A 12487-nucleotide genomic window follows, 5' to 3' on the forward strand; every position below is an offset into this window, starting at 1 on the left:
CGCCGCGCGGGTACCGGAGGAGAGGATCCCCCACCATGGCCGCGGAACCCGTGATCGTAGAAGCCGTACGCACCCCCGTCGGCAAGCGCGGCGGCGCGCTCGCCAACCTCCACCCCGCCTACCTCCTGGGCGAGACCTACCGTGAACTCCTCGGCCGCACCGGCATGCCCGCCGACGCGGTCGAACAGATCGTCGGCGGCACGGTGACGCACGCCGGCGAGCAGTCCATGAACCCCGCGCGCACGGCCTGGCTGACCATGGGCCTGCCGTACGAGACGGCGGCGACGACGGTCGACTGCCAGTGCGGCTCCTCGCAGCAGGCCTCGCACATGGTGGCCAACATGGTCGCCGCGGGCGTGATCGACGTCGGTATCTCGTGCGGCGTGGAGGCGATGTCGCGGGTGCCGCTCGGGTCGGGTTCGAAGCACGGCCCCGGGAAGCCGTTCCCCGACGAGTGGAACGTGGACCTGCCGAACCAGTTCGAGGCGGCGGAGCGGATCGCCCGCCATCGCGGCCTGACGCGCGAGAACGTCGACTCACTGGGACTGATCTCGCAGGAACGGGCCGCCGCGGCCTGGGCCGAGGAGCGCTTCAAGCGGGAGACGTTCGCGGTCCAGGTCCCGACCACGGAGCAGGAACAGCGCGCCGGACAGGGCATGTGGCGGCTCGTCGACCGCGACGAGGGGCTGCGCGACACGACCATGGAGGCCCTTGCGGGCCTGAAGCCGGTCATGCCGACGGCCATCCACACGGCGGGCAACTCCTCCCAGATCAGCGACGGCGCGGCGGCGATCATGTGGGCGTCCAAGCGGATGGCCCGCGCGCTGAAGCTGAAGCCGCGGGCGCGGATCGTCGCCCAGGCACTGGTGGGTGCCGACCCGCACTTCCACCTCGACGGGCCGATCGACGCGACGCGCGCCGTGCTGGGCAAGGCGGGCATGTCCCTGAAGGACATCGACGTCGTCGAGATCAACGAGGCGTTCGCGTCCGTGGTGTTGAGCTGGGCGCAGGTCTTCGAACAGGACCTGGAGAAGGTCAACGTCAACGGCGGCGCGATCGCACTCGGGCATCCGGTGGGGGCGACGGGGGCCCGGCTCATCACGACGGCGCTTCATGAACTGGAGCGGGCGGACAAGGAGTTCGCGCTCATCACCATGTGCGCGGGGGGTGGGTTGGCCACCGGCACGATCATTCAGCGCCTGTAGCCGCAAGCGGGTGGCGGGGGTTGACGCGAACTGGTCAACTTACCCCCATGCTGATCAACCTAATCCTCCGCGTCCTGCCCTTCTACATCCGCGAACCCATCATCATCGCCATCTGCGCGTTCTTCACCGGCCTGGCCTTCTACTGGTTCTTCATGGCAGGAGGCCTGGGCAGGGCCGGCTTCGGACTGCTGTTCCTGGCGGTCGGGGCCTTGCGCGCCTACTTCTTCCGCAAGGAGTGGAGATCCCACCAGGCGGCCAAGAAGGGGGGTGTTACTCAGCAGGCGTAGTGCCACTCCAGGAGACGAAACTACGGAACGCGTCGGGCCGGAAGGAGAGGACCGGCCCGGCGGGGGTCTTCGAGTCGCGGATGGCGATGGTGGCGCAGGGGGTTGCTTCGGCGACTTCGAGGCAGTCGCCGCCCTGGTCGCTGCTGTATGACGACTTGCGCCAGGTTGTGGGGCCGAGGGGCGCGCACTCTACGCACTGGCCGCCCTGGTCACCGCTGTAGCTGGACTTACGCCACTGGATGATCGACAGTGCCGACTTGTTGCCCATAGCGTTCCTCCATCACGCGCCGGATCAGCTCCGCCGAGTCTCTGAGGGAGAGGGCGGCGGCCCGAAGATGATCGTAACGGAGTGAGCAGTCCTTGACGGCGTCTGGATTGGCGGTGGGATGCTCGCTGCCGTAACCCTCCGTGTAGAGGATGGTCGGATCGCTCGCGAAGCGGTAGATGTCGAACGGGCCTTGAAGTCCGGCGTGAACTCCAGCCGGGAACGGCAGGATCTGAACGTTGATGCGGGGATTGTTCTCGAAGGCCAACAGGTGCGCCAGTTGGGCGCTCATGGTTTCCCGGCCGCCGATCTCTTGGTAAAGCGCAGCCTCACTGAGGACGGCCCAGAAGACAGGTGGCTCCGCCTTCTCGAAGACGCGCTGGCGGGCGAGTCGCACCGCGGTTCGGCCGTCGAGGTCGTTCTGATCCAACGCACCGAGGACGGCACGTGCGTACGCGGGGGTCTGCAACAGGCCAAGGATCATGTGCGATTGAAAGGAGCAGATCTCGACTGCCCTCGCCTCCAACTCGGCCACCTGCCTGAACCAGGCCGGAAGTTGACTGCGTAGCACCAGCTCGACGAGACGCGACAGCAACCCGTCCGATTCCAGCGCCGCATCCGCCCGCTCGCTGAACTCGGGCGTCGGCACCTTCCGTGCGGTCTCGATCTGGCCGACCAGCGAACCGGTGTAGTTCAGGATGTCCCCGAGCTGCCGTTGCGTCAGGCCCGCGGCCTCACGAAGGCGGCGCAGCTCGTAGCCGTAGTAGTCGAGCGGCGAGGCTCCCGGGTCCAGGGTGTTGATGTGGGTCACGCGCGGCCCCCTCTGTGCAGCAACTCTGCGTACTCCGAAGCGGGTTGTATTCACCCCGTAGCCCAAAGTAGTTGCACCAGGTCAAGCTCGTCCTGTGAACCGATACATTCCCCCCACCTACCGCATGAGCCTCACCGTAGGCGCGCACTCGGCCCGGCACATCCGCCGTATCGTCCGCTCGCTGCTCGACGACTGGGAGCTCGCGGAGCTGGCCGACGCCGTGGAGCTCGGTGTGACCGAGCTGGTCGCCAATGTCGTACGGCATGTTCCGGACCGGCGCTGTGTGCTGCTGGTGTTGCGGTCGGCGGCCGGAGTCAGGGTGGAGGTGGCGGACGGCTGTCCTCAACCACCTTGCATTCCGGAGCAGTTGTCGCCGGAGGCGGAGGGCGGGCGCGGACTCGTGCTGCTCGACGCCGTGGTCGACAAATGGGGCGTGGGTCCCGCGGTCGGCGGTGGTAAGACGGTGTGGTTCGAGTGCGCGATGTGAGGCGGTGCAGCCGTGGATGAGATCGTGACGGTGCGTGAGATGCGGCCGGAGGACGAGCCGGGCGTGGGTGCTCTGTTCGCGGCCTGCGAGGACTACTTCGTCGCCGCGACCGGCAATCCTGCCCTCTCGGCGGACGTACAGAGCCTGTACTACGCGCTTCCCGACGGCGCCGACTTCGACCAGAAACGGCTGCTGGTGATGTGCCGGGGCGGGGGCATCGTCGGGTTGGTCGATGTCGTCGACCGTCATCCCGATGCCGAGACCTGCTCGGTGGGGGTGTTCCTCCTCGCCCCCGAGGCGCGGCGCGAGGGAATCGGTACGGATGTCGCTCGCCGGCTGCTGCAGGAGGCTGCCGGGCGCGGGATGCGGAACGTGACCGCCACGTGCCCGCGGGGCTGGGAGCCGGGGCTGGGGTTCCTGCGGAGCCTGGGCTTCGAGATCGGCGCGCCGCACGATACGACCGCGCTGTGCACCGCTCTGCTGCGGCCGGCTCGCTGAGCGATGAGTTTCGCCCGCCGCTGCCGTCTGCACTGACGACAAGGAGGTGCACGTGATGGGTGCAGCGGAACGGCAGGAAGCCCTGAAGCGGCTGGACGTCCTGGTGGGCGAGTGGGTGGTGGAGGCCGAGTTTCCCGGGTTGGACGTGCCTCCCGGGCGCAGCGTGTTCGAGTGGACCTTGGACGGGCAGTTCCTGGTCCAGCGCACCGAGGCCCCGAATCCCGCACCGGACAGCATGGCGATCATCGCCGTCGACCCGGAGACGGGCGGCTACACACAGCACTACTACGACTCGCGGGGCGTCGTACGGCTGTATTCGATGACCTTCGCCGACGGGGTGTGGCAGCTGCTGCGCGAGACCCCGGACTTCTCGCCGCTGGACTTCCGGCAGCGCTACATCGCGCAGGTCGGCGAGGACGGCGACACGATCCGGGGCGCCTGGGAGATCTGGCGGGACGGCTCGGAGGGCTGGCAGCAGGACTTCTCCCTCTCGTACCGCAGGAGGCGCTGACCATGAACGCCGGTGAGATCGCGCGCCGCATCGTCGAAGCGAACCTGTACATGGTGCTCGCCACCGCCGACGAGGGCGGGCGGCCGTGGAGCTCGCCCGTCTACTTCGCTCACGCCGGATACCGAGAGTTCTTCTGGGTCTCCTCGCCGGACGCCCTGCACTCCCGCAACATCGCCGTACGGCCCGAGGTGGGGATCTCGGTCTTCGACTCGTCGGTGGCGATCGGTACCGGTCAGGGGGTGTACATGGCCGCCGTCGCCGAGTGCGTGGACGGGCCGCACGTCGCGCGCGGGCTCGACGTCTTCTCCCGGCGCTCCGTGCGGCACGGCGGGCGGGTGTGGACCGCCGAGGACGTCGGGGGCGACTCCGGTATGCGGCTGTACCGCGCCGTCGCCGACGGCCACTCGATCCTGGCCAAGGACGGGCAGCCGGATCACCGGGTACCGGTCGACCTGGACTGACCGCTCGCGTCGCCCGAGCGGGTCCGCGCGACCGAGGCTGCCGCCTCGGCGGGTGGAGCACCAGCCAGGCGCCGAGGCAGGTACAAACTCTCCGGGCAGCCGGACGGGCAGGGTGCACTCAAGTCCACCACGGACGCGGGGGCCACTCGGATGCCGACATGAGGCGCGCGTCCCTAGCGTCGAGACCATGACCGATCAGACGCGCAAATCCTGTGAAACGCCGACCAGTCGGCGGACCCGGAAGGCTCTCGCGGGAGCCGCTGCCCTGTTGCTCGCGGGGCTCGCGGCAGTGCCCGTGGCCACCGCTGCCGAGCAGACGCACCACCGGACGCGACGCGGAGACCTGGTCTCCGTCATCCCGGTCGCCGACCGCGACGCAGGGCAGGTCAGGAGGTTCGTGGCCGACCGGGGCGTTGCCGCGGACCCCGTGCGGTACGGCGTACGGGCGTACCGGCTGACCTACCGGACCGTCGACCCGTACGGGAACCCCACGACCGCGACCGGCCTCCTCACCCTCCCCAAGGGCGGCGCCCACCGGCTCGACCTGGTGTCCGACACCCACGGCACGATGGTCAAGCGCAGCTACGCGCCCTCCGCGGGCGAGGACTTCGGCCGGATCCCGTCGTATCTGAACGCGAGCGCCGGGCGTGCGGTGGCCGCCCCCGACTACCTGGGTCTCGGGGAGGGTCCGGGCCCGCATCCGTACATGGACACCCGCTCCTCCGTCACCGCCTCCGTCGACATGCTGCGCGCGGCCCGCACGGCGGCGGACCGGCTCGGCCGTCCGCTCACCGGCGACGTGTACGCGACCGGTTTCTCACAGGGCGGCCAGGTCGCGATGGCGCTGGGCAAGGCGCTGGAGCAGGGCGTCGACGGCCACTTCCGGCTGAAGGCCCTCGCGCCGATCAGCGGCCCGTACGACCTGGAGGGCCAGGAGATGCCCGCGCTGTTCGACGGCCGGGTCAACGGCACCAGCGGGGTTCTCTACATGTCGTACTGGCTGGTCGCGCAGAACCGTCTCCACCCGATCTACAAGGACCCGGCGGAGGCCTTCCGCGCCCCGTACGCCGGCCGGGTCGAGGGCCTCTACGACGGAAACCACGAGGAGGACGACGTCATCAAGGGGCTCGCCCCCACCGTGGAGGACCTGCTGACGCCCGCCTTCCGGGAGCGGTTGCGGCACCCCTCGGGCGGGCTGCTGGACGCGATGCGCGCCGCCGACCACACCTGCGACTGGAAGCCGGACGTGCCGGTGCGGCTGTACGCCGGTGACAACGACACCGACGTGCCCGTCGGCAATGCCCGGACATGCGCCCGCACCCTCGCCGGTCAGGGAACGAGGGTGCGGGTGGTCGATCAGGGAGCCGTGGACCACTTCGGCTCCTTCGCCGTGTCGGCTCCGCAGGTGGTGCGGTTCTTCGACGGCGTACGGGCTCGGGGGTGAGCCGGGTGGGGCGGCTCAGTACCAGCCGTTGGCCTGCCAGAACGCCCAGGCGGCGGTCGGGCTGCCGTAGCGGGAGTTCATGTAGTCCAGGCCCCACTTGATCTGGGTCTTGGGGTTGGTCTTCCAGTCCGAGCCGGCGCTGGCCATCTTCGAGCCCGGGAGGGCCTGGACCAGGCCGTAGGCGCCGGAGGAGGAGTTCGTGGCGGTGACGTTCCAGCCGCTCTCGCGCTCGACGATCTTGCTGAAGGCGTTGTACTGCGCCGCGCTCGGGATCATCTTGTGCGCGATCGCCTGGGCGCCGGCGGCCGAGTCGGCGGTCGCGGCGTGGGCGGGAGCCGCGGTCAGCACCATGCCGGTGGTGGCGGCAGCCACGGCGGCGGAGGCGAGGGCCTTCTTCGGGGACGCGATGCGGCGGGCGATGCGGGAGACGAACACGAGGAACCTTTTTCTTCGGGGACAGGGGGTCGCACGCAGTCCCGTGAAACCCGGGGGGCATGCGTCGGCGCCGTGGCCCTGAGGGCACATCGGCGCCGTGCGACGTCATCCAGAGAAGCAGGCTCGGAAGGGGTCCGCAATGACCCTATTTGCTAGTTGTGGTCGTATGTGGGAGCGGCGAGCCTCGTGTGACCTGGCTCTCAAAGTGCAGGTCAGAGGCGGTTATGGCGTGAACATGGCGTCCGAAATGCACTACTAAGGAAGGTAGTGGGTGATGTGGGTCATGTGGGGTGGTTCACCGGTCAACGGGGCTCGAACGTGACCGCGGTCTCGAACGCCGCCCGCCGGGTGGCTCTGCGTAGTGCCCTGAGCACCGCCGGGCCGAGCGTGAGCGTCAGTACGACGGTGACGACGGCCCGGCCCAGGTCCCAGCCCAGCGAGGTGGCCGCGCAGTACGCGAGGAAACGGGCCAGGTTGGCGGGGACGGCGGCCTGCGGGTCGAAGGCGATGCCCGAGGCCAGCGCGCCCATGAAGGGCCAGCCGGCCAGGTTCATGATCGTGCCGTAGGCGAAGGCGGCGAGGAAGCCGTAGACGGCGAGCAGGGCGAGCTCGCCGCGGCCGCGCAGGCGGTCGGGCCCCGGGAGCAGCCCGGCCCCCATCGTGAACCAGCCCATCGCCAGCATCTGGAACGGCATCCACGGGCCCACCCCGCCCGTGAGCAGCGCGGACGCGAACATCGTGAGCGAGCCGAGGGTGAAGCCGAAGCCCGGGCCGAGCACGCGTCCGCTCAGCACCATCAGGAAGAACATCGGCTCGATGCCCGCGGTCCCGGCGCCGAGCGGGCGCAGAGCCGCGCCGGTCGCCGCGAGCACCCCGAGCATGGCGACCGCCTTCGGGCCGAGCCCGGACTCCGCGATGGTCGCGGCGACGACGGCGACCAGCAGCACCAGCAGACCCGCGAAGAGCCAGGGGGCGTCCTGGGCGTGGGCGCTGAGCCGGGAGGTGGGCGGGGCGAGGAAGGGCCAGCCGAAGGCAGCCGCTCCCACGGCGCTGACGAGGGCGAGGGCGGTGAGGGAACGGGGGCCCAGGCGGATGGGGCGGGCCTGCGGCGTCATGCCAGGGCCTCCCGTACCTGCGCGACCGTGAGCCACTGCTGCGGGGCGAGGATCTTGGTGACCTGCGGGGCGAAGGACGGGGACGAGACGACGACCTCGGCCGTCGGTCCGTCCGCGATCACCTCGCCGTCGGCGAGCAGAACCACTCGGTGGGCGAGTTCGGCGGCCAGTTCGACGTCGTGCGTGGCCAGGACGATCGCATGTCCTTCGGCTGCCAGGTCGCGGAGCAGGGTCACGAGCCGGGCCTTTGCCGCGTAGTCCAGGCCGCGGGTCGGTTCGTCGAGGAGCAGCAGAGGTGGGCGGGCGGTGAGGACGACAGCGAGGGCGAGGGTGAGGCGTTGGCCCTCGGAGAGGTCGCGGGGGTGGGTGTCGTCGGTGACGCCGGTGTCGGGGAGGAGGTTCGAGAGGAGCGTGCGGCAGGTGCCGGGGGTGACCTGGGCGTCGCGGTCGGCTGCCGTGCACTCGGCTGCGACCGTGTCGGCGTAGAGGAGGTCGCGGGGTTCCTGGGGGACGAGGCCCACGTGGCGGATGAGGGCGGGGGGTGGTGTGCGGTGGGGGGTGACGCCGCCGACGGTTACCGAACCCGCGGTGGGTTCGATCAGGCCTACGAGGGTGTTGAGGAGGGTGGATTTACCGGCGCCGTTGCGACCCATCAGGGCGAGGGTTTCGCCGGGGGTGATGGTGAGGGTGATGTGGCGGAGGGCTTGGATGTGGGCTCGGCGGACGGACAGGGCGTGGACTTCCGCGATGGCTGCGGGAGTTGAGGGTGGTGTGGGGGAGGGAGCCATGCGCTTGCGGAGGAGGGGCAGCCATCGGCGGGTGGGGGCTGAGGCAGGGGCGGGGTCCCCGGCCCGCAATTGCGGGGTGCCGCCTCTCTTTGGGTGGGGAGCCGCCCCAGCGGCACGACTGCCCGCAGGCTGCGCGAGTTGGGCGCGCAGGGTCCCTGCCCGGCGCCGTGCATCCCTCACTGTCAGCGGCAGCGGTGACCACCCGGCCAGCCGCCCCAGTTCCACCACCGGTGGACACACCGGGGATACGGCCATCATCTCGGCCGGGGTGCCGACCAGCAGTGGGGTTCCCGGAGCCGGCAGGACGGCTACCTGATCCGCGTACTGAATGACCCGTTCCAGGCGGTGTTCTGCCATGAGGACCGTCGTGCCGAGGTCGTGGACCAGGCGTTGGAGGACCGCCAGGACCTCTTCTGCCGCCGCGGGGTCGAGGGCCGAGGTCGGTTCGTCCAGGACCAGGACCTGGGGGTGCGGGGTGAGGACCGAGCCGATCGCGACGCGTTGCTGCTGGCCGCCGGAGAGGGTGGCGATGGGGCGGTCGCGGAGGTCGGCCAGGCCGAGGAGGTCGAGAGTCTCCTCGACGCGGCGGCGCATCACGTCGGGTGCGAGGCCCAACGACTCCATTCCGTAGGCGAGTTCGTCCTCCACGGTGTCCGTCACGAAGTGGGAGAGCGGGTCCTGGCCCACCGTGCCCACCACGTCCGCGAGTTCGCGCGGCTTGTGCGTACGGGTGTCGCGGCCCGCCACCGTCACGCGGCCGCGCAGCGTGCCGCCCGTGAAGTGCGGGACGAGACCGCTGACCGCGCCGAGGATCGTCGATTTTCCGACTCCCGACGGGCCGACCAGGAGTACGAGTTCACCTTCCGGGACCTCGAAGTCCGCCCCCCGCACAGTGGGTTCGGCCGCCCCCTCGTACGTCACGGAGACATCTTCGAAGCGGATCACGACGGCTCCTTGGGGGCGATGAGGGCGGGCAGCAGGGCCAGGAGTACGGCCGCCGCCGGCCACAGGGGCAGCGTGGGCGCGACCAGCGGCACGACACCGGGGTGCAGGGCCGCCGGGTCGGCGTCGGCGGCGAGGGTGAGCAGCGCGGCGACCGCGGCGCCCGATCCCGCGACCAGCCAGGCGCGGGCGTCCCACCGGTCCGGGCGATAACGCGTGCGCAGGCTGCGGCGGCCGCCCAGCCGCAGACCGGCCAGGGCCGCGGCGACCCCTGCGAGCAGCAAGGGCAGGCCGTACGTGCCGCCTTCGGCGGTGAGCAGTCCGTACGTTCCCGCGCAGACGCCGAGCAGGCCGCCGAGGGTGAGCGCGGCGGTGGTGCGGCGGACGGCGGCCGGGACCTCGGCGCTGCGGCCGTAACCGCGGGCGTCCATCGCGGCGGCCAGGGCGACCGAACGCTCCAACGCGCCCTCCAGGACGGGGAGTCCGACCTGCAGCAGGCCGCGGATGCCGCTGTCCGGGCGGCCGCGCAGGCGGCGGGCGGCGCGCAGGCGCTGGACGTCGGCGATGAGGTTCGGCGCGAAGGTGAGGGCCACGACCACCGCGACGCCCGTCTCGTAGAGCGCGCCCGGCAGGGACTTGAGGAGACGGGACGGGTTGGCGAGGGCGTTCGCGGCGCCCACGCAGATGAGGAGCGTGGCCAGCTTCAGGCCGTCGTAGAAGGCGAACAGGAGCGACTCGGCGGTGATCCTGCCACCCATGCGGATGCCCTGCGCCCAGTGGGGGAGCGGGAGTTCGGGGAGCGTGGCGATCACATGGGTGCCAGGGATGGGGGAGCCCAGAGCCACCGCGAAGACGAGACGGATGAGGAGGACGGCGAGGGCGAGTTTGAGGAAGGCGGAGTAGGAGTGGGACCAGGGGGCTCGGGCGCGGCAGGTGGCGACGACGTAGGCGGACGCGGCGATGAGGAGGGCGAGCAGGAGCGGGTTGGTGGTGCGGGTGGCTGCGGTGCCCAGGCCCAGGGACCAGAGCCACCAGGCCCCGGGGTGCAGCGGCGCGGCGGTGTGTGACATGGCACTGGCCGTATTCCGCACGGTACCGGCGGTGTGTGACATGGCACTCGGCCGATCAGCCATGCCTGCGTCGCCGTGCCTGCCACACGGCCGCCGCGCCCAGCAGCGCGACCGCCCCCGCCCCCGCGAACAGCCCCACCGACGGGCCGCTGTCCCTCGTGCCGCCCTTCGCGGCACCCGTGGGCTTCTTCCCGCCGGAGACCTGCTCCCCGCACCCCTGCCGCGGATACCCGCCGATCGCACACAACAGCGCATTCGTGTCATACCGCAGCGGCTTCGCCACCGAGGCCAGCGCATCCGCCGTCGTGCCGTCATCGGACACCCGCGCGCAGACCGTGCGACGGGTCGGCGGTGTCTCGCCGGACGGCGCGTCGGCCGCCGTACCGAAGTCGAGGACGAGCGCCACGCGCTTCTTGCCCTCCTGCGCAGGCGTCCGTGCGCAGATCGCCGGGAACGACACCGCCCCGCGCGGCTTCGCCGAGTCGCCCGAGTCCTCGCTCACCGAGAAGCGGAAGCCCTGGACGGCGCCGTCGGCGGGGCGGGCGGTGGCAGGGCCCTGGGTGGCGTACGTCCAGTGACCGGCGTCGTACTCCCAGAAGGACCAGTAGCGGTAACCGGCGGCCTGGGCCTGGCCGCTGCCGGTCAGGGCCAGCAGCAGCGCGGCAAGGAGCGGGACCAGGCGGCGTATCACGGCTGGGCCTTCTTCTTGCGGCCGCTGATCAGGAAGCCGACGCCGATGCCGCCGACGAGGCCGACGCCGACCATCCACCAGACGCTGACGCCGGAGTCGTCCTTGTGCTCCGCCTTCTTCGGGTGGCCGGTGGTCGCGGAGGGCGTCGCGGCGGAGGCGGGCGCCGGGCCCGTCGCGTCGAGGAGCTTCACCAGGTCCTGGCCGCCGAAGTCGTGGACGTCGAAGGTCTCCGCGTTCGCCGCGAGGATCAGCTGCGCGTACGCGGCGGGCCCGGCCTGCCGGGCCCACGCCCCGGAGTTGGCCTCCAGCCAGCGCATGGCGTCGGCCGCCTTGTCACCGTGGCCCGCGGTCGCGAGGGCGAGGACCGCGTCGGCCGTGTTGCCGTAGTCGGGCTGGGGCTTGGCGCCGGGCAGCGTCGACGTCAGGTGCTTGTCCTTGGCCAGGGCCTCCACGAGGTACGCGGCACCGTTCTGCGCCGCCTGCTCGGGGCCGGTGGCCTTCTTGCACGTCGGGGTCGTGCCGGTGGGTTTCGGGGCGTCCCCGGTCAGCCCCTTGCCGAGTGCGCCCACGACCGCAGCCGCACTCGCATCCGCGTTGGCGGACAGCTTGCCCTTCTTGTCCGGCTGGAAGGCGAAGGCGCCCGTGCCGTCCCCGTCGCAGGGGAGTGCGAGCTTCAGCAGGGCGTCGTAAGGAGACCTGCCGTCCTTCACGACCTGGTCCGGCTTCTCGCCCACGGCGCTGAGCGCGCCGATGACGACGGACGTCGAGTTGGCGTCACTTGCTCCGCCCGGGGCGTAGCCCCAGCCGCCGTCCTTGTTCTGCACGGACTTCAGCCAGGAGACCGCCCTGCCGGTGACGGAGTCGTGCCCGCCGAGTGCGGCGAGGGCCTGGACGGCGGCGCCCGTGCTGTTCGTGTCGACCATGAGCTTTGCGTCACAGGCCTTCGCCGCGTCCGCGCGGAACGGCGCGAAAGCCCCGTTCGCGCACTGCTGTCCCGCCAGCCAGTCCACTGCCTTCGCCGCCGGCTTCACACCCACGGTGTCCTGCGCGAGCAGCGCCAGCGACTGGCGCCAGACGCCGTCGTACTTCGGGTCGGACGTGCCGTACAGCCCGTCGGGCAGGGACGGGGAGGGCGCGGCGAAGGCGGGGACGGCTGCGCCCAGTACGACGGTGGTGGCGGCCAGTACCGCGGCGCTGCGGCGGACGACGTTCATGATCGGCGGGTGCCTCTCCCTGCGGGAGCGGGCAGCACGGGACAGCCCCGGGCGGCTCGGCTCCGTATGCCTCGACGGTGCCGCACGCCGACGGGTGCCGACGCACGTGAGCCGGTCACAAGCGTGCGGGGCAATCCGGCTGACCGCCTGCGGCGGGCGGGTCACGGTTGCGGGTCAGCGCCGGAATTGCACCGGCTTCCCCCCGTACGGCGTGATGACGACCCGGCCACTGTACCGGCCCGTAGGAACACGCTGAGAGCCGC

General features: G+C 71.2%; 15 protein-coding genes and 1 riboswitch. Of the genes, 7 read left to right on the forward strand and 8 right to left on the reverse strand.

Annotated elements, in window-relative coordinates:
• The first annotated feature begins 35 nt into the window (after window positions 1-35).
• Together IH68_RS0110450 and IH68_RS0110455 are read left to right on the forward strand one after the other, a co-directional pair.
• Window positions 36-1205, forward strand: a complete 1170-nt coding sequence (locus IH68_RS0110450) for a steroid 3-ketoacyl-CoA thiolase (RefSeq protein ID WP_030931980.1) — start codon at window positions 36-38, stop codon at window positions 1203-1205.
• A 47-nt stretch (window positions 1206-1252) separates the two neighbouring features.
• Complete coding sequence (locus tag IH68_RS0110455) at window positions 1253-1492, forward strand: hypothetical protein (RefSeq protein WP_030931983.1); 240 nt, start codon at window positions 1253-1255, stop codon at window positions 1490-1492.
• On the opposite strand, the gene IH68_RS52925 is transcribed toward IH68_RS0110455, so the two are convergent.
• Both IH68_RS52925 and IH68_RS0110465 read right to left on the reverse strand, forming a co-directional pair.
• Complete coding sequence (locus IH68_RS52925; RefSeq protein ID WP_078912402.1) at window positions 1476-1760, reverse strand: DUF397 domain-containing protein; 285 nt, start codon at window positions 1758-1760, stop codon at window positions 1476-1478. The two genes, IH68_RS0110455 and IH68_RS52925, sit on opposite strands and share 17 nt — an antisense overlap.
• Window positions 1720-2568, reverse strand: coding sequence for a helix-turn-helix domain-containing protein (locus tag IH68_RS0110465; RefSeq protein WP_030931986.1), 849 nt, complete (start codon window positions 2566-2568; stop codon window positions 1720-1722). The genes IH68_RS52925 and IH68_RS0110465 overlap by 41 nt, the downstream gene beginning before the upstream one ends.
• A 124-nt stretch (window positions 2569-2692) precedes the next feature.
• Here IH68_RS0110465 and IH68_RS0110470 point away from each other — a divergent pair, with 124 nt between their 5' ends.
• The 5 genes from IH68_RS0110470 to IH68_RS0110490 all read left to right on the forward strand — a co-directional run bounded on the left by IH68_RS0110470 (window position 2693) and on the right by IH68_RS0110490 (window position 5969).
• A complete protein-coding gene (locus IH68_RS0110470; protein WP_051833337.1) occupies window positions 2693-3055 on the forward strand; it encodes an ATP-binding protein in 363 nt (120 codons plus the stop codon).
• Window positions 3056-3067: 12 nt separating this feature from the next.
• Window positions 3068-3553 (forward strand): GNAT family N-acetyltransferase, encoded by a 486-nt coding sequence (locus IH68_RS0110475; RefSeq protein WP_051833340.1) that lies wholly within the window; start codon window positions 3068-3070, stop codon window positions 3551-3553.
• Between the two features lie 55 nt (window positions 3554-3608).
• Entirely contained in the window at window positions 3609-4064 is a 456-nt protein-coding gene (locus IH68_RS0110480; RefSeq protein ID WP_037884720.1) for a hypothetical protein, read from the forward strand.
• A gap of 2 nt (window positions 4065-4066) precedes the next feature.
• Window positions 4067-4525: a pyridoxamine 5'-phosphate oxidase family protein gene (locus IH68_RS0110485; RefSeq protein WP_051833342.1), complete on the forward strand. Its 459-nt coding sequence runs from the start codon at window positions 4067-4069 to the stop codon at window positions 4523-4525.
• A 187-nt stretch (window positions 4526-4712) separates the two neighbouring features.
• Window positions 4713-5969 carry a hypothetical protein gene (locus tag IH68_RS0110490; RefSeq protein ID WP_030932003.1) on the forward strand — a complete coding sequence of 419 codons (1257 nt, stop codon included), beginning with the start codon at window positions 4713-4715 and terminating at the stop codon, window positions 5967-5969.
• A gap of 15 nt (window positions 5970-5984) precedes the next feature.
• On the opposite strand, the gene IH68_RS0110495 is transcribed toward IH68_RS0110490, so the two are convergent.
• The 6 genes from IH68_RS0110495 to IH68_RS0110520 all read right to left on the reverse strand — a co-directional run bounded on the left by IH68_RS0110495 (window position 5985) and on the right by IH68_RS0110520 (window position 12224).
• The gene (locus IH68_RS0110495; RefSeq protein WP_030932006.1) at window positions 5985-6404 is read right to left on the reverse strand and encodes a transglycosylase SLT domain-containing protein; all 420 of its coding nucleotides are present in this window, start codon (window positions 6402-6404) and stop codon (window positions 5985-5987) included.
• A 302-nt stretch (window positions 6405-6706) separates the two neighbouring features.
• Window positions 6707-7519, reverse strand: a complete 813-nt coding sequence (locus IH68_RS0110500; RefSeq protein ID WP_030932009.1) for an ECF transporter S component — start codon at window positions 7517-7519, stop codon at window positions 6707-6709.
• Entirely contained in the window at window positions 7516-9252 is a 1737-nt protein-coding gene (locus tag IH68_RS0110505; RefSeq protein ID WP_030932013.1) for an ABC transporter ATP-binding protein, read from the reverse strand. Before IH68_RS0110505 ends, IH68_RS0110500 begins: the two co-directional genes overlap by 4 nt.
• Window positions 9249-10319 carry a CbiQ family ECF transporter T component gene (locus IH68_RS0110510; protein WP_107057435.1) on the reverse strand — a complete coding sequence of 357 codons (1071 nt, stop codon included), beginning with the start codon at window positions 10317-10319 and terminating at the stop codon, window positions 9249-9251. Before IH68_RS0110510 ends, IH68_RS0110505 begins: the two co-directional genes overlap by 4 nt.
• 55 nt (window positions 10320-10374) lie before the next feature.
• Window positions 10375-11010, reverse strand: coding sequence for an SCO2322 family protein (locus IH68_RS0110515; protein WP_030932019.1), 636 nt, complete (start codon window positions 11008-11010; stop codon window positions 10375-10377).
• Entirely contained in the window at window positions 11007-12224 is a 1218-nt protein-coding gene (locus IH68_RS0110520; protein WP_030932022.1) for a prenyltransferase/squalene oxidase repeat-containing protein, read from the reverse strand. The genes IH68_RS0110515 and IH68_RS0110520 overlap by 4 nt, the downstream gene beginning before the upstream one ends.
• A gap of 128 nt (window positions 12225-12352) precedes the next feature.
• Window positions 12353-12426: riboswitch (cobalamin riboswitch) on the reverse strand.
• Window positions 12427-12487 lie beyond the last annotated feature (61 nt).

The sequence above is a fragment of the Streptomyces sp. NRRL S-646 genome, assembly GCF_000720765.1.
Classification (GTDB): Bacteria; Actinomycetota; Actinomycetes; order Streptomycetales; family Streptomycetaceae; genus Streptomyces.